The following is an 18,836-nucleotide window of genomic DNA, read 5'->3' on the forward strand; positions in this document are numbered from 1 at the left end:
TCTAAACCACACGGAAACGTATAACCTCCGATCGGCCGAAATGCTTGCGCAACGGGGGTTCGCCTATTGGTGGGTACGACGCTGTCGATTGCCGTCATCACGCCTGATACGGGGCACACCAGCTGTTGAACACACAGATTGGGAAGTGAGGCATGTCAATTTCTAATCAAATTCCGAGGCGCGCATTCTTGACCGCCACCGGGCTCGCGGTGGCCGGTGCCGCCGCCGGCGCCGCGGCCGTCCCGCTGTTCGGTCCGCGCACGGCCGCCGCCCACGACGCCACCTGCGCCTGCCTGACCTCGTGGTCGGGCGTCTGGTCGGTGGCCAAGGTCAGCGGGAAGTACCTCGCGCTCGCCGGTCTCATCGACGCCGGAACGCTGGAGATCCGCGGCCTCGACGTGGCCGCCGACAAGCGGCTCACCGTCGGCGCCCGGTACACCGTGAACTTCCCCGCCGGGTTCCACCCGTCGCAGGTGTTCGGCTTCGGTGACCATTTCCTGGTCGGTGGCGGCCTCGAGGCCGAGGCCGGCCGGGTCACCGTCGACTACACGGCGAACCCCGCCGTGCTCGCGTCGCCGTACCTCGTCGGGTACAGCCCGGAACTCGACTCCGGCGTCGTCGAGGTGCCGATGAAGACGCTGCGCCCGGCCCTCTTCGAGATCGTCGGCAAGGAGCTGCGCGAGCTCCCCCTCGGCGCCGCGGTCGACGGGCTCGGCTGGGGCCACGTCGGCGACATCGCGTCGGTGTCGTCGACCGGGCTGGTCGCGCTCGTCTCGGGGTCCACCAGTTTCGAAAGCGCCTACGGCGAGCGCATCGTGGTCGCGGACTCCGCCGACGGCGGGGCGTCGTGGACGGGCGCGACGATCGCGGCCGGGCTCGGCGAGTCGTGGCCGGCCACGCTCACGGTGACGGGTGACGCGCTCCTCGCGACGACCGTGGGACAGGACGACCGGCGGACGTTCCTCCAGCGTCCACTCGGATCCGCCCAATCGTGGACGCCCGCCGACGCGGGCACCGACGGCCAGATTCTGTCCACAGTGGCCGGTCGCGACGGCGCCGTCGTGTTCGACGCCGACGGCGACCGCATCCGCCGGCGGCCGTGGAGCACGAAGGCCGCCGCCTGGACCGGCGCGCCGACCGACGCCCGGTTCGCGGGCCAGCAGGTCCACGCGGTGCTGACCATCGGTGGCGCTCCCGCCGAGTGGATCGCCGTGACCCAGAACGACGCCCGCCTCGTCACCGAAGCCTGAACGGAGCCACCGCATGGGAGCGTGCTCGGGATACACCGTCATCACCCGCAACTACCTCTTGGACACCGCCCACGACATCCGCCACCGCACCGCCTACAACGCCGACCTCACCGGCGTGCACACCGGCCAGCACAACGAGGAGTTCAACCAGACGTTCTGGGGCCGGTGCGGTGAGATCGTCCGCCAGCTGGAGATCCGGGCCGGCAAGACGGTCGACTGGATCGGCGACATCGGCGCCGCCGTCTGCAAGTCCGGCTACCACGGCTCGGGCCGGGCGCTCGACATCAGCCAGATCCGTTACGCCGACGGCACTCTCATCGACACCAACGCGTCGTGGCGGGCCACCGCCGCGGACAAGCGGCGGTACATCGGGCTCGCCGCCCAGTGCCGGATGGTCGTCGGCACCGTGCTGACCGCCTGGTACAACGCCGACCACCAGAACCACATCCACGTCGACAACGGCGTGGGCTTCGTGCCGATCCGCACCGTGGAGAGCGACACGAAGCTGATCCAGGCGACGTGCAACATCCTCAACGCCGAGGCGTTGACGATCGACGGCGACTGGGGTCCGCTGACCGAGGCGGCCTACGGACGGCTGCGCACCAAGCTGAAGATGGGCTGCACCAACCCGAAGACCAACGCCGCCGACGCGACGCTGTTCCTCGGGCTGATCGCGCAGACGGGCCTGAACGCACAGGTGGCCGGGGCGTACGTCGGCACCTGCTGAAAAATCGACCGGTGGCGGGCGCTTCGTCGCGGAGCGCCCGCAACCTACCTCTCGGTTCGGCCGGGCGTGTGGCCGAACGCGCGCCGGAACGCGTCGATGAAGGCGCTCGCCGACGACCAACCGCACCGGTGCGCGACCACGGTGACCGGCATGTCCCCGGCGAGCAGCACCAGCGCGTGCGAGAGCCGCACCTGCGTCCGCCACTGCGGGAACGTCATGCCGAGGTCGGACCGGAACAGGCGGGACAGCGTCCGGTCGCTCGCGCCGACCTGTCGGCCGAGGGCCGCCAGCGACCGGCCGTCGGCGGGATCGGCGAGCAGGATCGCGCAGACGGCCGTCAGCACGGGCGCGGTGGGCGTGGGCACGTGCAGCGGTTGCCGGGGCGAGGCCCGCAACCGGTCGAGGAGGACGGCGAGCAGCCGCTCCCGTTCGGGGCCGTCCCCGGGTGGGTCGCCCGTGCAGGCGAGGATCAGCTCGCGCAGCAGCGGGCCGACCGCCAGCACCGTCGGCTCGGCCAGGCCGAGCGGGTTGGTGTGCGCGGGCAGGCCGACCAGGTGCAGGTCGAGGTCCCCGTGGGCCTGATGGGAGTGGACGGCGCCGGCCGGCACCCAGATGGCGCGGGTCGCGGGCGCGACCCAGGTGCCCGCGTCGGTGGTGACGGCGACGACGCCCCGGCCGGCGTAGACGATCTGGTGGTCGTCGTGCCGGTGCGCGTCGATGCTGGCGCCCGCCGGGAGGATCCGGATGCTGGTCGGCGCCACCGGCTGGTGGCGGACGGTCCGGTGGCGGATTTTCGTCATCGGTTGGCAGAATATCGGAAGTCGGCCTGCTGTACCGCGGGCGACGATGGCGCCCATGCCTCGGAAGAACATCGTGCTGCTGTCCGTCGGGCACGCGTGCGTCGACGTGTACCAGGGCGCCGTGGCGTCCCTCGTCCCGTTCTTCGTCGCCGAACGGTCCTACACCTACGCCGCCGCGTCGGGCATCGTGCTCGCCGCGAGCCTGCTGTCGTCGGTGACGCAGCCCGTCTTCGGCGCGGTCACCGACCGGCGCGCGGTGCCGTGGCTGCTGCCGGTCAGCACGGTGGTCGGCGGGCTCGGCGTCGCGCTGAGCGGCATCGGCGGCTCGTACGCGCTCACGCTGGTGTTCATGGCGGTGTCCGGAATCGGGGTCGCCGCCTACCACCCGGAGTCCGCCCGCGTCGCCCGCGTGGCGAGCGGGGGCAGCCACCGGGCGATGGGCTGGTTCTCCCTCGGCGGCACGGTGGGCTTCTCGGCGGCGCCGCTGCTCGTCACCGTGGTCGTCGCCACCGGCGGCCTGCGCCTCACGCCGCTTCTCATCATGCCCGCGCTGGCCGGCAGCGTGCTGACGCTCGCGGTCCTGCGGTCCCTGACGCGGACGCCACGCGGTCCGCGTCTTTCGCCGACCTCCGGACGGGACGACTGGCCGTCGTTCACGCGGCTGTCGCTCGCGGTGGTCTTCCGGTCGATCGCGTTCGTCGGCCTGAGCACGTTCGTCGCGTTCCAGGTCCGGGAGCAGACCGGGTGGGGCGTCGGCGCGGGGACGGCCGCGCTGTTCGTCCTCTACGTCGGCGGCGCGGTGGGCACGGTGGTCGGCAGCCGGCTGGCCCACCGCTGGAAGCGGGTGACGGTCGTGAGCACGTCGTATCTCCTGACGGTCGGCGCGGTCGCGGGCGTCGTGTTCGTCCCCGGACCAGCGATCTACCTGTTCGTGGCCCTGACCGCGATGGGCCTCTACGTGCCGTTCTCCCTCCAGGTGACGCTCGCGCAGGACTACCTGCCCACGCGGGTCGGCACGGCCAGCGGGATCACGCTCGGGCTCATGGTGAGCGTCGGCGGGCTCACGAGTCCCCTCATCGGTGCCGTCGCCGACGCGGCGTCATTGCAAACCGCGCTGGCGCCCCTGATCCTGATGCCGGCCGTGAGCTGGCTCCTGTTCCGCCGTCTCCCGGAGCCGACGCTGTCGGTGGGCAAGGATGATGGGGTGCCTGTCCCTTCGTCCGGAGGAGAACGCCCGTGAACTGGAGCCAGCGGCTCGGCACCGTCGGTGTGTGGCGCGGCGTCGGCGACGTCGACCCCGCGCTGGCCGCCACGATCGAGAACCTCGGCTACGGCGCCCTCTGGCTGGGCAGCTCGCCGCGCTCGCACCTCCGGCCGGCCGACGACCTGCTCGCCGCCACCACGTCGCTGCGGGTCGCCACCGGCATCGTCAACATCTGGATGTCCGACCCGGACGAGCTCGCCGACTCCTACCACCGGATCGAGGCGAAGCACCCCGGCCGGCTCCTCCTCGGCATCGGATCCGGGCACCGCGAGGCCAGCCCCGAGCGGGTCCGTCCGGTGGACGCGATGGCGCGTTACCTCGACGTCCTCGACGAGCGCGGCGTGCCCGCCCACGCCCGCGTGCTGTCGGCGCTCGGCCCGCGCATGCTCGCCCTGGCCGCCGACCGCAGCGCCGGCACCCACCCGTACCTCACCGTCCCCGCGCAGACCCGCGAGGCCAGAACGGCGCTCGGCGCGGACGCCCTCGTCGCCCCCGAGCAGACCGTGGTGCTCGACGGCGACCCGGAGTCGGGCCGGCGCGCCGCCCGCGCGTTCCTCGGCCGATACCTCGCCCTGACGAACTACACCACCTCCATGAAGCGCGGCGGCTTCACCGACGACGACGTGGCCGGCGGCGGCAGCGACACCCTCGTCGACCGGATCGTCGCCCACGGTGACGCTCCCGTCCTGGCGGCGGCGGTACGGGCACATCTGGACGCCGGCGCCGACCACGTGTGCGTCCAGGTCCAGCCGGCGACCGGCGACATCGTCCCCGCGCTGCGCGCGATCGCCACCGACCTCGGGCTGCGGGCGTGAGCCGCTTAAGGTGATCGCATGTCGGATCCGTTGAGTCCGGGGAAAACCCGGGCGGCGCTGCGAACGTCGGCGCGCGTCTCGCTGGACATGCTCCTCGTCCTGCTGATGGCCGGCGTGACGCTGTGGCTGCTCGGCAAGGCGTGGTCGGTGCTCTGGCCGCTCGTGATCGCGTTGCTGCTCACCACGCTCACCTGGCCGCCGGCCCGGTTCCTCCGCCGCAAGGGGTGGCCGCCGGCCCTGGCCGCGTCGGTCGTCACGGTCGCGGCGCTGCTGGTGGCGGCCGGTGTCGTCGTGCTGATCTCGGTGCCGGTCGCGTCGCAGTCCGGTGAACTGGTCGACGGCGTGGTCAACGGCATCCAGAAGCTGCGCGACTGGGCGTCCGGGCCACCGCTGAACGTCGGCGACGACCAGGTGAGCAAGGGGGTCGACGCGGCCGTCGGCCGGCTGCAGAGCAGCGTCGGCACCATCGCGACCGCCACGCTCACCGGCGTCACCACCGTGCTCAACGGGCTGGTCACCACCGTCCTCGCGATCTTCCTGATGTTCTTCTTCCTCAAGGACGGCCCGCGGTTCCTGCCGTGGCTCACCGCGCAACTGCCCGGACGCCTGGCCGTCGACGTGCCCGTGGTCGCGAGCCGGAGCTGGGACACGCTCGGCTCGTTCGTGCGGTCGCAGGCGTTCGTCGGTCTCCTCGACGCGGTCTTCATCGGCATCGGCCTGTGGGTTCTGGGCGTGCCGCTGGTGATCCCGCTGGCCGTGCTGACGTTCGTGTCGGCGTTCGTGCCCATCATCGGCGCGTTGTTCGCCGGGTTCGTCGCGGTGCTCATCGCGCTGGTGTCGAACGGGTGGACCGACGCGCTGATCGTGCTGGCGATCATCATCGTGGTGCAGCAGCTGGAGGGGAACGTCTTCCAACCGATGCTGCAGAGCCGGGGGCTGGGCCTGCACGCGTCGGTCGTCCTGCTGGCGGTGACGCTCGGCGGGAGCCTGGCGGGCATCGTGGGCAGCCTGCTGGCCGTGCCGGTCGCGGCGATCGTCGCGGTGGTGTGGCGCTACGTCCGGGAACAGCTCAGCGAACCGGCGGCGCCGCAGCCGGACCCCGATCCGGACCCCGATCCCGGGATCGTCCCCGATCCCGTCGCACCCCCGGAGCCGGCGGTCTGAAAGCGGTCATCCAGGGGCTGGTCGACGGCACGGCCGACTACGAGGCCGGGCTCGACACCCTCACCGTCGCGCCGGCCGCCGAGGTCGACGCGGTGCTGCTCACGATGCTCCGGGAATCGTGTGCCCGGCTGTGGCGCGGCGGCTGGCAGCCGGTGGAGCTGCACCGCGTCGTCGGGCGGCAGGGCCGTCCCCCGATGCCCGACCTCGTCCGCGACGCGGTCGCCGCGCACCTGCGCGGGTTCCGGCGTGGAGTCGACGAACGCTGGAAAGCCCAGGCCGCCGCGCTCGACGCGCGGGTGTGGTGGTCGTCCGACGCCGGGTACCTCACCGAGTTCGCGCGGGCCCACCGGCTCGACCGCACGGCGGTGCTCGACGTCGTGCTGACGCTGCTCCCGGTCCTCAAAAGCCTGCCGGCGATCGAGGTGCTCATCCCGCCGCCGGGCACCGCGTCACCCCGGGCCCACGCCACCAGGGCGACCGACGCGGGGCTGCTCAACCGCGTCCGCGCCCTGCTGGCCAAGGCCGAACGGACCGACTTCCCGGCCGAGGCGGAGACCTACACCGCGAAGGCGCAGGAGCTCATCGCCCGGCACAGCATCGACGAGGCGCTTCTCGACGGCGCCGACGGCCCCGCCGTGGTTCCGTTCGCCCGCCGGATCGGCGTCGACCATCCGTACGAGTCCGAGAAGGCGTCGCTGCTGCACGCGGTCGCGGCCGCCAACCGGTGCCACAGCGTGTGGTCGCCGGAACTCGCCTTCAGCACGGTGTTCGGGTTCGACGCCGACCTCGACGCGGTCGATCTGCTCTACACGTCGCTGCTGGTGCAGGCCAACCGGGCGATGGCCCGCGCGGAACCCGCTGGAGGTAAGGCCGGCCGGGCCCGGCTGAAGACGTTCCGCCGGTCGTTCCTCGTGGCGTTCGCGGTGCGGGTCGGCGAGCGCCTGGCCGACTCGGCGGGCGCCGCCGTGGCCGGGACCCCCGACCTCCTCCCGGTGCTGGCCGACCGCGACGAGCAGGTCCGCGAGACCATGCGCCGCGCCTTTCCCAGCACGACCCGGGCGCGCGGCGGCCGGGTCGACAGCATGGAGGGCTGGGACGCCGGCCGCGAGGCCGCCGAACAGGCCGGCATCAGACCTGGGCAACCAGCGACGTGACGTCCCCGGCGCAGCCCCAGCCGATCGTGATGCCGGCGCCGCCGTGGCCGTAGTTGTGCACGACCGGCACCGGCAACAGGTCCCGGTCGAGTTCGACCCGCACCTCGGAGCGCCCCGGCCGCAGCCCCACGACGGTGTCGAGGACGGTCGCACCGGCCACCGCGGGCGCGATGTCGGCGCAGCGCGCGAGGATCGCGGCGGTCTGTTCCGGGTCGGGCGTGGTGCTCCAGCGACCCACTTCGAGGGTGCCGCCGAGGATGCAGTCGTCGGAGCGCGGGTGCACGTAGGCCCGGCCGCCGGGGTGCTCCTCGTCGCGCACCGAGAGGCTCAGCCCGGGGTTGCGGACCCGCACGATCTGGCCGCGCACCGGAAAAACCGTCGCGTCGCCGACCAGGTCGCCGGCCGCGAGGCCGGCGGCGTTCACCACCAGGTCCGGTTCCAGGTCCAGGACGTCGTGCAGGCCGGTGAGGTGACGCGTGACGCGGTTCGCGCCGGCCCGCACCACCCGCTCCTGCAGGTGCGGCAGGTAGGCGGGCATCTCCACCAGCGGCACCGCGAACCGTAGGCCGGCCGGGTACCCCGGGGGCAGTTCGTCGCGACGGGCGGGACGCACCGGCCCCACGGCGGCGGCCCAGTCGGGCAGCGGCGGGCCGGCCCGGGCGGCGTCGCGGTACAGCACGAGCGTCTCGCGCATGACCACGCCCGGCACCCCGGCCGCGGCCTCGTCGACGAGGACGTCGTAGGCGGCCGCGCTCCACCGCGCGACCGCGTCCGGCGGCCCGACCGCCGTCGGAAACCACACCGCCGCGGCGAGATGCGACGTGGTCCGGTGCACCGGATCCCGGCTCACCACCGTGACGTCGTGGCCGGCCCGCAACAGCAACCGGGCACAGCTCAGCCCGCTGACCCCGCCACCGACCACCACCACCCGCACGGGGGCAATGATCGCATCCGTCTATGGGACGGCGGTCCGGCCGTCCCGCCGCCGTTCGCGGCCGACGAACTCCCGCCGGTCGACGCGGGCCTGTACCGCCAGCAGCACGACGAACCCCGCCAACCCGACGGCGCCCATCCCGTATCCGAGCAGCGTGGTGGCCCGGTCCTCCGACCCGTCGGTGATCCGCGCCCACCCCCACCGGTCGACGTACACCACCACCCGGTCGCCCACGGCCAGGTCGCGGTCGTCCTCGACCCAGACGTTCCCGAGGTCGTCCCGGCCGGCCTCCAGCCCGACCAGCTGATGGCCCGGTCCGCGGTCGCTGTCGGCGGTGACGACCGAGGCCGTCACCGGCCGGGCGTTGGCCTGGTCGTACCACGCCGGGAGCGCGAACAACGCCGCCATGTTCACCAGCAGGGCGCTCATGACCGTGAGCCACCCCCAGCTGTCACCGACGTCGACGCCGCCGGGCCCGCCCGCGCGGATGAAGGCCGGCAGAACCATGACGGCCGCGACGAACGCGGTCATCCCGATCGGCACGACCAGCCACACCCTGCCGCCGTGCCAGGCCAGCCCGCCGACAACGGAGATCGCCACACCGGCCACGACGATGGAGGCGGGCCGCACGAGCCGCCGCATCAACGGGTAGCTGTACGGATCCACGAACTCCATTGTGACCACGTATCGTGCCCGCTTGTGGAACTGCGGTTCGGGACTCGTGGATCCGACTCGCCGTGGGTCGACACGGTGTGGACGTGCACCAGCGACCGGGTCTCGACGATGACGTCGGTGGCGGCGGTGACCTGGGGCCTGGTGTTCTGGCAGCACGAGGGCCGGCCGCACGCCTCGGTCTCCGGTCCCGAGACGGCCACCGGCACCGCACCGGTTCCGGAGGGCGCCACGTTCGTCGGCATCGAGTTCGCCGTCGGCACGTCGTTGCGGGTCGTGCCCACGGCGTCGCTCGTCGACGGCGGCGTCGACCTCCCCGACGCCACCCGCCGCACGTTCGTGCTGGACGGCGCCCACTGGGAGACGCCGGGCCCCGACGACGCCGAGGCCCTCGTCGGACGGCTGGTCCGCGCCGGGGTGGTCGTCCGCGACCCGCTGGTCGCCGAGGTCCGCGGTGGGCACCGTCCGCGGGTGTCGGAACGCACCGTCGAACGCCGGTTCCGGACGGCGACAGGGCTCACCCGGGGCGCCGTCCGGCAGATCGAGCGGGCCCGCACCGCCTCGACGCTGCTCGCCACCGGCACCCCGGTCGCCGACGTCGTGTCGGGCCTGGCGTACTTCGACGAGCCGCACCTGGCCCGCGCGCTACGCCGCTACGTCGGCCGGACGGCCGGACAACTGCGCGAGCGCTCCGGCGGTCCCATCGCCTTGGCCCTGGATCAGCGCACCACCTCGTAGATCATCTTCACGACGCCGTTCTTGTAGGCCTGGGACTCCCGCAGGCGCAGTTGGTGCTTGTCGCGGTCGGTCGTGCTGAAGACGCTCTTGCCGGCGCCGAGCAGCACCGGGAAGACGAGCAGGTTGTACCGGTCGATCAGGCCCGCGTCCGACAGCCGCCGGGCGACCTCGGCGCTGCCGTGGATGAAGATCCCGCCGCCCTCGGTCTTCTTCAGCTCGGCGACGTCGTCGTCCGACCGCAGGATCGTCGTCGGCCCCCACCCGTCGACGAGGGCGTCGTCGGGCAGCGTGGTCGACAGGACGTACTTGGGCAGGTCCTTGTAGCTCGCGTGGTCGTCCGACTCCCGCCAGACCGGTGCGAACAGCTCGTAGCTGCGCCGGCCGAACAGCAGCGCCGTGGTGTCGGCGAGTTCCTCGCCCTTGAGCGCGAAGGCCTCGGGCAGAAAGTCGTGGGCCACCCAGCCGCCGCCGCGGTGCTCCTCGCCCGGCCCACCGCCCGGCGAGTCCACGACGCCGTCGAGCGACATGAACCCGGTGTAGACCAACTCGCGCATGGTGTCTCCTCACGATCCGCTCCGCTGAAACGCTTCGCCAGGCTAGGAGACGCTCGAAGCCCCGGTCTTGTACGGAAACGACGGCCGTCACAGGCGACGCAGGACGAGGAGGCCGCCGACTCCGGGGATCAGGGCCGTCGCCCGGGTGCGGGCGGCCCGGCTCAGGCGCACGGTCAGGATGACGACGAACAGGTAGGCGCATCCGTGGACGGGCCCGATCGCGGACGACACCGCGGGGTGGTGCACGGTGACGAGGTTGGCCAGCAGGACCACCAGGGTCACGATTTCCGCGGCGGCGGCGAACCGGAGTGCCCGCACCGGCGTCACACCCCCGTGGTCGAGCCGGGGCGGACGATCATCAGGACCGTGACCACCGCCCACAACAGGTTGAACGTCCCGGTGACCATCGCCAGCCCGACCAGCGCGTGCCGGTCCGGTTCCGGGGCCGCCAACCGCGCCTGGCGGGGAAGCACCACCGCGATGAGCACGGCCGCGGCGGCGGCGGTCAGCGCGATCGAGACGATCAGCCACGCGTCGCCCAGTACGCCGAGGCTGCTGGCGGTGGCCAGCCCGAACACGGGCACCACGACGCCGAGCGTCGCGTAGACGCGGCAGATCCGGTACAGCGAGCGGAGCACGGCCAGGTCGCGGTCGGTGCCGGCCGGGCCCAGGGCGCGCCGGGCGGTCGCCGGGAACATGCTGGCGGCGACGGTGACCGGTCCGATCGCGATGATGGCAGCGAGCACGTGTACCGAGAGCAGGATCTTGGTCACCCGGGCGACGGTAGTGACAGCGGGTGACGCCCGGAAGTGGCTGGATTGCCACCCTCCAACGGATTCTCGCCAACCGGCGTACGGTGACGAGCCATGCACACCGTCGCCGTGGTCGCGTTGGACCGCGTCCTCCCGTTCGACCTCGCCACGCCGATCGAGGTGTTCACCCGGATCCGGCTGCCGGGCGACCGTCCCGCCTACCGGGTGCGGGTGTGCGGCGCCGCGCCGACGGTCGACGCCGGAGCCTTCACGCTGCGCGCGCCCTGGGGGCTCGACGGTCTCCGCGGCGCGGACACGATCGTCCTGCCCGGCTGCGCCGACCCCACCGCCCCGGTCCCCGACGAGGTGATCGCCGCCCTCCGCACGGCCGCCGCCGACGGCGCCCGGATCGCCTCCATCTGTGTCGGCGCGTTCATCCTCGCCGCCACCGGCCTGCTCAACGGGCAGCGCGCGACCACCCATTGGATCGCCGCCGGCGTCCTCGCCGAGCGGTACCCGGAGATCGAGGTCGACCCGGGGGTCCTCTACGTCGACAACGGCCAGTTCCTGACGTCGGCCGGCGCCGCCGCCGGTCTCGACCTGTGCCTGTACCTGATCCGCCGCGACCACGGTTCCGCCGTGGCCGCCGAATCCGCCCGGCTCGCGGTGATGCCACTGGAGCGCGAGGGCGGGCAGGCCCAGTTCGTCGTCCACGACCGGCCGCCGGCCCCGCGCGGGTCGGAACTCGAACCGGTGCTGCGGTGGATGCAGGACAACGCCGCCCGCGACCTCACCCTCGACGACATCGCCGCGCACGCCGGCATGAGCACCCGCACGCTCAACCGCCGCTTCCGCGAGCAGACCGGCACCACGCCGCTGCAGTGGCTGCTGCGCAGCCGCATCCGACGGGCACAGCACCTGCTCGAAGCGACCGATGAGCCGGTCGACCGCATCGCCGCACAGGTCGGATTCGGTTCACCGACGGCGTTCCGCGACCGCTTCAAGCGCATCGTCGGCACGAGCCCGCAGACGTACCGCGCCGCGTTTCACACGAGCGCGGCGAGCTAGGTTCGTCGGGTGGAACCGCTGGCGCAGGACGAGATTCTGGACATCGTCGACGAGGAGGACCGGGTCGTCGGGCAGGCGCCACGGCATCGGGTGTACGCCGAACGGTTGCGGCACCGGGCGGCGTTCGTGCTCGTCCGGGACCCGGCCGGGCGCGTCTTCGTGCACCGGCGCACCGCGCGGAAACTGGTGTTCCCGTCGCGGTACGACATGTTCGTCGGCGGTGTGCTCGGCACCGGCGAGACGTACGACGAGGCGGCCCGGCGGGAGGCCGCCGAGGAGTTGGGGGTGCCGACGCTGCCCGCGCCGACGCCGCTGTTCCGCTTCCTGTACGAGACGCCCGAGCACACCTGGTGGTCGGCGGTCTACGAGGTGCGCTGCGACGTACCGGTCCACCCGCAGCCCGAGGAGGTCGACTGGTACGCCTTCCTCGCCGAGGACGAGTTGCGCCGCCGCATCGACGAAGACGAGTGGCCGTGGGTGCCCGACGGCTTCGAGGCCTACCGGCGGCTGCGGGCGTCTCCATAGCTTTTGATCAATTCGGCGATCCGGAGCAGGGCCGGCGAGGAAGCACCCGCCGTCGCGGCGGCCAGCCGGGCCATCGAGTCGTCGTCCGGCATCGCGGCCTCCGCGCCGCCGTCGCGCCCGGCGAGCCACCTCCGCGTCCGGTCGGCCAGCGCGGGCAGGCGCGGGTCGTCCGGTGACCAGTCGAACGCGGCGTCGTAGGCGAGGTTCAGCGCGCGGAACTCGGGGTCGGCGATCGCGTCGAGCTTGTCGGCGATCCAGGCCGCGGCCTGATCGGGCGCCGCCGACGACAGCAGGACCCACAGGTCCCGCTCCAGGAGGACGCTGCGCTCGCTGACCCCGATCTCGCGCAACACGTCCAGGTACCCGGCGACCTCCTCCGACACGAAGAGGCGGTCGCCGCTGCGCAGGTGGGCGATCCGTTGCCGGGTCCGGCGGATCTCCTCGGCGCGCCTGCGCAGCGACGCGTCGATCTCGTCGATCGCGGCGGCGAACCGGTCCGGGCCGGCGCCGAGGACGTCCTTGATGCGGGCCAGCGGCACACCGGCGTCCACCAGAGTCTTGATCTTCACGAGCTGGATCGCGTGCTCCGCGCCGTAGCGCCGGTAGCCGGAGGAGTCGCGGGGCGGCTCGGGCAGCAGCCCCTTCCCGTGGTAGACCCGGACCGCCTTGATGGTGACGCCGGCGTAGGCGGCGAGCTGGCCGATCGTCAACAGGTGGTTCACCGGGCGCATCGTGTCAGACCCGCCGGGTCATCCGGCCGCCGGAGCACCGGAACGCCGCGCCGTCGTGGTACGAGACGACATAGTGCGGCGGCAGGGTGTCCAGCGGCAGCCCGGCCGGAGCGAAGAGACCCTCACCGATCGGCACGTACCGGGTCGGCGGCGCCTCGAAGGGGCCGCCGATGAAACCGGTGAAGATCTTTTTCTGGGACGCGTCGGCAGGTTCGTACGTCACCTGTTCCTCCAGTTCGCCGTCGGCGATGCGCACGTCGATCCGGAGCTGGTTCGAGCGGTACGTGCCCGCGTAGGGCGTCAGGTCGATGTCCTGCCGCGTGTAGACCGGCTTCTCGACGTCGCTGGCGAGGTGGTCCAGCAGGTCGTCGTGCAGTTCGAGCGCCCGCGGGTCGTTGCCGTACGCGGCGAACACCAGGTCGCGCTCCGGCATGACCACCAGCACCGCCACGCCGCCGGGCGAGGCGCCGGACATGGTCAGCACGGTCGTGCCGGCCATCGAGCGCACCAGCCAGCCGAGGCCGATCGGCGACGCGTTCGGCGTCCCCGGATCTCCGGTGACCGTCTCCATCAGCGCGACCGACGCCGCGGACAGCAACCGACGATCGAGATATGCCCGGCCGAAGGCCAGCAGGTCGTCGACGGTGCCGATCGGTGTGCCGCCGGCCGGCCCCCACGTCTGCGGCAGCATGAACATGCCGGTCGGCCTGATGTCGCCGGTCTCCGGGTCGGCGAAATGCCCGACGGCGGTGGAGCGCAGGATCGCCCGCTCGGCCGACGTGCACGAGTCCACCATCCCGGCGACGGCGAACACGTCGCGCTCGAGGAGTTCGTGGTACGGCAGGCCGGTCACCACCTCCAGCAACCGCCCGGCGACGATCATGCCGCCGTTGGAGTAGCTGACGTGCTCCCCCGGCGCGAACAGCTGGCCGCACTCGCGGCCGAGCCGCTCCACGTAGACGCGGAGGGCGTCGCGGCCGGCGGCGTCCGGGAAGAAGAGGTCGGCGTCGATCCCGCTGGTGGCGTTGAGGAGGTGACGCACCCGGAGCCCCTCGATGTCGACCGGCAGGTATTCGGCGACCGGTGCGTCGAGGTCGAGGACGCCCTTCTCCATCTGCTGCAGGACGAGCGTCGTTGTCATGATCTTGGTGATGGAGCCGAACAGGAAGCCGGTGTCCGCGCGCATCGGGGCGTTCGTGGCCAGGTTCGCGGTGCCGTGCGCGACGACGGTGCGCTCTCCCTTGTGGTGCAGGCCGGCGAGGAATCCGGGAATCCGGTTGGCTTCGCAGAAGGCGGTGATCCGCTCGGTGATGGTCATGCGTCGATCCTCGAACCTTGCCCCTGGGGCAGGGTCAAGGACCATTTTTGTCGGTGCCCGGCTTTAGGGTCTTGGCATGACCACGGGGACGCAGAGTTACCGGTATCCGGCCGCCTCGGCGCTGCACGACCGGCGGCTGACGCTGCAGACGTCCGGCGGCCGCACCGAACGCGGCCTGCTCGCCAATCCGCGGTTCTTCACCGGCTTCCTCACCGCCGGTGAGCCGGCCGCGGTGGGCCTGCTCACCCTGGCCGACGTCGCCCGCACCGACTTCCGTCGCGCCGGCCAGCCGCTCGACGGGTCGTTCGGCGGCTACCGCGATCCGATCGTCACCTGCGGCGGCGAGCGGTTGCGGTTCGAGTCGTTCTCGGCCTGCTGCGGCGCGTACGCGCGGCTCGACGTCCTGCCCGCCGGGCTCGACGGTGACCGGCTCGACCACGGCACCACCAACGTCGACGTCAATCCGCCGCTGTACGCGGCGCTCACCCGCGTCGGCGGGCGCGATCCGCTGCGGTTGTCGGTGGGTCCCGACGATCTCACGGTCACCACCCTCGACGGCGCGGTCGTCGAGAAGAAGGTGCCGCTGCCCGAACGGTGGCTGCGGAGCCTGGCCGAGGTGCCGGCGATCGCCGCCCGGTTCGAGCCACGGGCCGCGCTCACCCCGGCGGAGACCACCGCGTTCATCAACCGGCTGCCGTCGGCGGCGAGCCGCGAGGTGCGCTGGGTCAGCCAGGTCGGCCGGTCGCTGCGGGTGGCGACGGCTCCGGCCCGCGGCGCGGTGTGCCTGGCCGGCCCGGGCCGGCTGGCGCTGCTGCGTCCGTTGCTGCGCTTCGCCCGCGGGTTGCGCGTGTTCGGCCCGTCCGTGGCGCCGGGCAGCGGGCCGGCGCCGAGCGGGTGGGAGCTCGACCTCGGCGCGATGCGGTTCCTGCTGCTGCTCTCCCCCGGCACGTTCCGCGGTTTCTCCGGCGAGGGCGGGCTGCTGGAGGCGTTGGCCGACCCGACGGCCGCGGACGACGCCGAAACGGTCGCGCCGTTGCTCGGCTGGGCGCAGGTGGTCGACGTCGACGCCGTCGCGTCGGCGGGCGGCCTGGCGCCGCAACGGGTCCGGGCGGCGCTCGCCGTGCTGGCCACCTCCGGGCGCGTCGGCTACGACCCGGCCGAGGCCGCCTACTTCCACCGCGAACTGCCCTTCGACCCCGCCCTCGTCACCGGGCTCAACCCGCGGTTGGCGGGGGCCCGCGCGCTCGTCGACGGTGGGCACGTCACGCCGTCGGGCGAGGGGTTCGAGGTGCGCGCCGGCGAGCGGACGTACCGGGTCTACCCGGTGGCCGGCGGCGGTCTCGGCTGCACCTGCAGCTGGTGGGTCGACCATCGGGGCGAACGCGGGCCGTGTACGCACGTCCTGGCGGCCGGAGCGGCCGGAGCGGCCGGAGGTGCGCGGTGACCCTCGACTACCCGCGGCTGGCCGGGCTGATCGCGGCCGGCGCCGTCACCGAGATCGTCGACGCGCTCGTGGCCGCCGACGAGAAGACCCGCCGTGCGCTCTTCCCCGAGCTGCGCGAACACGTCGATCAGCTCAGCGCCGGCGGCTGGCAACGCCACCAGACCGAGGCGTGGCCACTGACGGTGGCCGGGGCCGGTTGCGCCCCGGGTGCGGCGGGCGTGGTCAGCTGGCTGCGGCATCGCACCCTGCGGTGGAACCTGCGGGGCAAGGACCCCGAGCCGCTGGTGCGTGTCCTGGGCGCGCCGGGGCGGCCGGCACTGGCCGTGGTCGGCCGCCAGCTCGCCGACCGCATGCGGGCCACCACGATCGCGTCCGACTGGCGGATCGCCGCGGCGCTCGTGCTGGCCGGCGGCGCCGAACCGCCGATGGGCGACGTGTTCGTGCGCGGTTGGGCCCGGTTCGGGGGGCGCGCCACCGACATCCAGCGGCGGTTGCCCGACGCGCTGCGCGCCGACCCGTGGCTCACGGCGATGGTCGGCCGCATGTTCGAGGTCGACACGCTGGCCGCCGAGCTGTCCGGAGACTGGCCCGAGGAGCTGGTCGCGCTGTGCGCCGAGGGCCGGGTCGACCGCGAGCAGGTGCTGTCCGGCTGTTTGTGGCGGATGCGGGCCGGCGACCGGGTCACGGCGATGGGCAACATCCTGAAGATCCACGTGCTGCTCGAGGTGACGCCCACCGAGATCGCCGCGCACCGGCAGGAGTACCTGGGGCTGCTGTCCAGCCCCAGCGGCTACGTCGCCGACCACGCCCAGTACGCGCTGCGCGAGCTCGACGGCTCCGGCTGCCTACCGGCCGACGCGCTGGTCGACGTGGTGGTCGAGAGCAGCCACGCGATCCTGCTGCGCCGGGAGAAGAAGCTGGTACGCACCCAGCTCACCTGGCTTGCCAGCATGGCGAGCCGGAACCCGGAGCACCTGGCCCGGCTGCTCGGCGCGGCCGCGACGGGCCTGGGCAACGAGGCGTCCGACCTCGCCGACCGCGCTCTCGACGTCATCGCGCGCCACCTGCCCGCCGCCGGCGACGACGTCCGCAAGGCGGTGATCGACGCCCTGCCCGACCTGTCCGGAGACCTCGCCCGGCGGGTCTCCGACCTCCTCGGTGTTCCGGCCGACGCCGCTGCCGGGCCGGCCGACCTGCTCCCGCTCGGCGAGCCGGTTCTCGCGGCGCCACCGCCGATCGGCTCGCTGGGCGAACTCGTCGGCGAGGTGCGGCGGATCATGCGCGACATGTCCGATCCGATCGCGCTGGAACGGGTCCTCGACGCGGCGGTGCGGTTCGCCCACACCGACCGGGCCGCCCTGGGCACGGTCCTCGCGCCGGTGGTGCCCGGCTGGGGCGGCGGATCCTGGTACGGCGAACTGTGCAACGTCCTGCGGGCCGCCGGCGGCGGGCAACTCCTGCCGGCTCCCCCACCCCAGGCCGGGAGCCAGACCCCCGCGCCACCCGAGGAACTGCTGACGGCACGCCTGGCGGAGATCGCCGAACGGCTGGCCGACGGATCGTCCCCCGCGGCGCTGCTGTCCACCCCGGCCACCGAAGACGGCCACGTCGACCCGGAGCGGGTGCTGAGCCTGCTGGTCCGCGCCGAACGCGACGGGATCCACCCCGGGCGGGTCGACCTCTCCCAGGCGCTGCTGCGGCTGCCCCGCACCGTCGACCCGGCGGTGACCGCGGCCGCCGCCGCGCTCGGCAGCCCCGCGGGCCGCGTGTTCCACCGCTGGCTGGCGGCCGGCGGCCTGGCCGATCCGGCGGTCGCCCGGGTGCGGGTTCCCCAGCCGGAGTGCCGCAACTCCCACACGTCCTACTACCACGGCTACCAGTGCTACTGCATGAGCCAGCCGGCGTTCCGGTTGACGGTGGAGGTGCCCGCACCACCGCCCGACCGGGCGGCCGACCTCGCCGTCCCCGCCCGCCTGCTGCACCTGGCCGGCGGCCCGGCGGCACGGCAACGGGCCTACGGCCACCACTGGGCGCCGTCGATGACGAGGTGGCCGTCCGTGACGCCGTCGCACCGGGAGATCGCCGCCGCACACATCCAGCCGATGATCACCGGAGCCGCCGACCAGGACCGCAGCGGTGGCACCGAGACCCTGCCCGCCCTGGCCCGGTGCTCCGGCCCGTTCGGCCCGGCGATGGCTCTCGCCCTCGCCTACGGCCTCGCCGCCAAACGCGAACGCGACCGGCTTCCGGCCGTCGACGCGCTGGTCCACCTCGCCGGCCGCGGCGACCTGACCGCCCCCGGCGCAATGGCCGGCCTGGGCACGACGGCCGGCGCAGTCTCGGGCACGGGCGCGACGGCCGGCCTGGGCGCGACGGCCGGGCCCGGCGCAACGGCAGGCCCGGGCGTGATGGCCGGCGCAGTGCCGGGCGCGATGGTCGGCCCCGGCGCAGTGCCCGGCACGGGCGCGATGGCCGGGCCGGGCGCAATGGCCGGGCCGCGCGCAATGGCCGGGCAGGGCGCGACCGGCGCGATGGCCGGGCGCGGCGACCTGGCCGGGCCGCTGCTCGGCCGAGCGCTCGGCGAGCTGACCGGTGAGGGCGTGGTCGTCCTCTCCCGGGTGGTCGCCGCGCTCGGCGAGGCCGCCCGTGCCGGCGCCGCCGGCACGGTCTGGCACATCACCGCCGCGATGCTGCCCGCCCTCCTGACGCAGGACAAGCCGAGGTCCGGCACCCCCGACCTGCTGGCGCTGGCCGCGGTGACGGCCGAGTCGACCCCGGCCGGGCCCGACCCCGAACTCCGCGCCCTGGTGACGGCGGTCGCCGCCCGCAAGGGCACCTCCCGCCTGGTAACGGAGGCCAACCGCCTGTGCCGCGCCCTCCGCTGACGCCCCCCGGAGTCGATCTTGCAGTTGTGGTGCCAGGGTTG

19 protein-coding genes are annotated in these 18,836 nt (G+C 73.4%); 11 read left to right on the plus strand and 8 right to left on the minus strand.

The genetic code is table 11. The features are described from left to right. Positions 1-188 precede the first annotated feature (188 nt). Entirely contained in the window at positions 189-1,250 is a 1,062-nt protein-coding gene (locus Vau01_RS42615; protein WP_204005741.1) for a hypothetical protein, read from the plus strand. A 13-nt stretch (positions 1,251-1,263) separates the two neighbouring features. Further along, positions 1,264-1,977 (plus strand): extensin family protein, encoded by a 714-nt coding sequence (locus tag Vau01_RS42620; protein ID WP_204005742.1) that lies wholly within the window; start codon positions 1,264-1,266, stop codon positions 1,975-1,977. Between the two features lie 44 nt (positions 1,978-2,021). Here the strand turns inward: Vau01_RS42620 and Vau01_RS42625 are convergent, their stop codons facing one another. Next, a complete protein-coding gene (locus Vau01_RS42625; protein WP_204005743.1) occupies positions 2,022-2,777 on the minus strand; it encodes an AraC family transcriptional regulator in 756 nt (251 codons plus the stop codon). A gap of 55 nt (positions 2,778-2,832) precedes the next feature. On the opposite strand from Vau01_RS42625, the gene Vau01_RS42630 reads away from it, so the two are divergent. The 4 genes from Vau01_RS42630 to Vau01_RS42645 are packed head-to-tail and all read left to right on the plus strand — an operon-like array spanning position 2,833 to position 7,174. Continuing rightward, positions 2,833-4,017: an MFS transporter gene (locus Vau01_RS42630; protein ID WP_204005744.1), complete on the plus strand. Its 1,185-nt coding sequence runs from the start codon at positions 2,833-2,835 to the stop codon at positions 4,015-4,017. Further along, complete coding sequence (locus Vau01_RS42635) at positions 4,014-4,856, plus strand: LLM class F420-dependent oxidoreductase (protein WP_204005745.1); 843 nt, start codon at positions 4,014-4,016, stop codon at positions 4,854-4,856. The genes Vau01_RS42630 and Vau01_RS42635 overlap by 4 nt, the downstream gene beginning before the upstream one ends. Before the next feature lie 18 nt (positions 4,857-4,874). Then, positions 4,875-6,020 carry an AI-2E family transporter gene (locus Vau01_RS42640; protein ID WP_204005746.1) on the plus strand — a complete coding sequence of 382 codons (1,146 nt, stop codon included), beginning with the start codon at positions 4,875-4,877 and terminating at the stop codon, positions 6,018-6,020. Next, positions 5,903-7,174, plus strand: coding sequence for a DUF2786 domain-containing protein (locus Vau01_RS42645; RefSeq protein WP_239152299.1), 1,272 nt, complete (start codon positions 5,903-5,905; stop codon positions 7,172-7,174). Before Vau01_RS42640 ends, Vau01_RS42645 begins: the two co-directional genes overlap by 118 nt. Here the strand turns inward: Vau01_RS42645 and Vau01_RS42650 are convergent. After that, positions 7,149-8,108 (minus strand): FAD-dependent oxidoreductase, encoded by a 960-nt coding sequence (locus Vau01_RS42650; RefSeq protein WP_204005747.1) that lies wholly within the window; start codon positions 8,106-8,108, stop codon positions 7,149-7,151. The two genes, Vau01_RS42645 and Vau01_RS42650, sit on opposite strands and share 26 nt — an antisense overlap. Positions 8,109-8,129: 21 nt before the next feature. After that, positions 8,130-8,774, minus strand: a complete 645-nt coding sequence (locus Vau01_RS42655) for a hypothetical protein (protein WP_204005749.1) — start codon at positions 8,772-8,774, stop codon at positions 8,130-8,132. A 33-nt stretch (positions 8,775-8,807) separates the two neighbouring features. On the opposite strand from Vau01_RS42655, the gene Vau01_RS42660 reads away from it, so the two are divergent. Then, complete coding sequence (locus tag Vau01_RS42660) at positions 8,808-9,518, plus strand: helix-turn-helix domain-containing protein (protein ID WP_204005752.1); 711 nt, start codon at positions 8,808-8,810, stop codon at positions 9,516-9,518. Here Vau01_RS42660 and Vau01_RS42665 read toward each other — a convergent pair. From Vau01_RS42665 to Vau01_RS42675, 3 genes are all read right to left on the minus strand, one after another. Then, positions 9,500-10,072, minus strand: a complete 573-nt coding sequence (locus Vau01_RS42665; RefSeq protein WP_204005753.1) for a dihydrofolate reductase family protein — start codon at positions 10,070-10,072, stop codon at positions 9,500-9,502. The genes Vau01_RS42660 and Vau01_RS42665 overlap by 19 nt on opposite strands. Before the next feature lie 87 nt (positions 10,073-10,159). Then, positions 10,160-10,390 carry a DUF3817 domain-containing protein gene (locus Vau01_RS42670; protein ID WP_239152300.1) on the minus strand — a complete coding sequence of 77 codons (231 nt, stop codon included), beginning with the start codon at positions 10,388-10,390 and terminating at the stop codon, positions 10,160-10,162. Between the two features lie 5 nt (positions 10,391-10,395). Next, positions 10,396-10,845, minus strand: coding sequence for a hypothetical protein (locus tag Vau01_RS42675; RefSeq protein ID WP_204005754.1), 450 nt, complete (start codon positions 10,843-10,845; stop codon positions 10,396-10,398). Between the two features lie 93 nt (positions 10,846-10,938). Here Vau01_RS42675 and Vau01_RS42680 point away from each other — a divergent pair, with 93 nt between their 5' ends. Together Vau01_RS42680 and Vau01_RS42685 are read left to right on the plus strand one after the other, a co-directional pair. Then, positions 10,939-11,892: a GlxA family transcriptional regulator gene (locus tag Vau01_RS42680; RefSeq protein ID WP_204005755.1), complete on the plus strand. Its 954-nt coding sequence runs from the start codon at positions 10,939-10,941 to the stop codon at positions 11,890-11,892. A 9-nt stretch (positions 11,893-11,901) separates the two neighbouring features. Next, positions 11,902-12,417 (plus strand): NUDIX domain-containing protein, encoded by a 516-nt coding sequence (locus Vau01_RS42685; RefSeq protein ID WP_204005756.1) that lies wholly within the window; start codon positions 11,902-11,904, stop codon positions 12,415-12,417. Here the strand turns inward: Vau01_RS42685 and Vau01_RS42690 are convergent. Together Vau01_RS42690 and Vau01_RS42695 are read right to left on the minus strand one after the other, a co-directional pair. Further along, positions 12,390-13,139: a MerR family transcriptional regulator gene (locus Vau01_RS42690; protein WP_239152301.1), complete on the minus strand. Its 750-nt coding sequence runs from the start codon at positions 13,137-13,139 to the stop codon at positions 12,390-12,392. The genes Vau01_RS42685 and Vau01_RS42690 overlap by 28 nt on opposite strands. Before the next feature lie 13 nt (positions 13,140-13,152). Beyond that, complete coding sequence (locus Vau01_RS42695; RefSeq protein WP_204005757.1) at positions 13,153-14,466, minus strand: serine hydrolase domain-containing protein; 1,314 nt, start codon at positions 14,464-14,466, stop codon at positions 13,153-13,155. Between the two features lie 76 nt (positions 14,467-14,542). Here Vau01_RS42695 and Vau01_RS42700 point away from each other — a divergent pair, with 76 nt between their 5' ends. Together Vau01_RS42700 and Vau01_RS42705 are read left to right on the plus strand one after the other, a co-directional pair. Further along, positions 14,543-15,910, plus strand: coding sequence for an SWIM zinc finger family protein (locus Vau01_RS42700; protein WP_204005758.1), 1,368 nt, complete (start codon positions 14,543-14,545; stop codon positions 15,908-15,910). After that, entirely contained in the window at positions 15,907-18,795 is a 2,889-nt protein-coding gene (locus tag Vau01_RS42705) for a hypothetical protein (protein WP_204005760.1), read from the plus strand. The genes Vau01_RS42700 and Vau01_RS42705 overlap by 4 nt, the downstream gene beginning before the upstream one ends. Positions 18,796-18,836: the final 41 nt, after the last annotated feature.

It is taken from the genome of Virgisporangium aurantiacum (assembly GCF_016863635.1).
GTDB lineage: Bacteria > Actinomycetota > Actinomycetes > Mycobacteriales > Micromonosporaceae > Virgisporangium > Virgisporangium aurantiacum.

Bases quoted from the DNA above. Each gene is read 5' to 3' on its own strand.
- Vau01_RS42620 (WP_204005742.1), top strand. From the start codon at position 1,264: ATGGGAGCGTGCTCGGGATACACCGTCATCACCCGCAACTACCTCTTG.
- Vau01_RS42625 (WP_204005743.1), bottom strand. From the start codon at position 2,777: ATGACGAAAATCCGCCACCGGACCGTCCGCCACCAGCCGGTGGCGCCG.
- Vau01_RS42630 (WP_204005744.1), top strand. From the start codon at position 2,833: ATGCCTCGGAAGAACATCGTGCTGCTGTCCGTCGGGCACGCGTGCGTC.
- Vau01_RS42640 (WP_204005746.1), top strand. From the start codon at position 4,875: ATGTCGGATCCGTTGAGTCCGGGGAAAACCCGGGCGGCGCTGCGAACG.
- Vau01_RS42665 (WP_204005753.1), bottom strand. From the start codon at position 10,072: ATGCGCGAGTTGGTCTACACCGGGTTCATGTCGCTCGACGGCGTCGTG.
- Vau01_RS42680 (WP_204005755.1), top strand. From the start codon at position 10,939: ATGCACACCGTCGCCGTGGTCGCGTTGGACCGCGTCCTCCCGTTCGAC.
- Vau01_RS42695 (WP_204005757.1), bottom strand. From the start codon at position 14,466: ATGACCATCACCGAGCGGATCACCGCCTTCTGCGAAGCCAACCGGATT.
- Vau01_RS42700 (WP_204005758.1), top strand. From the start codon at position 14,543: ATGACCACGGGGACGCAGAGTTACCGGTATCCGGCCGCCTCGGCGCTG.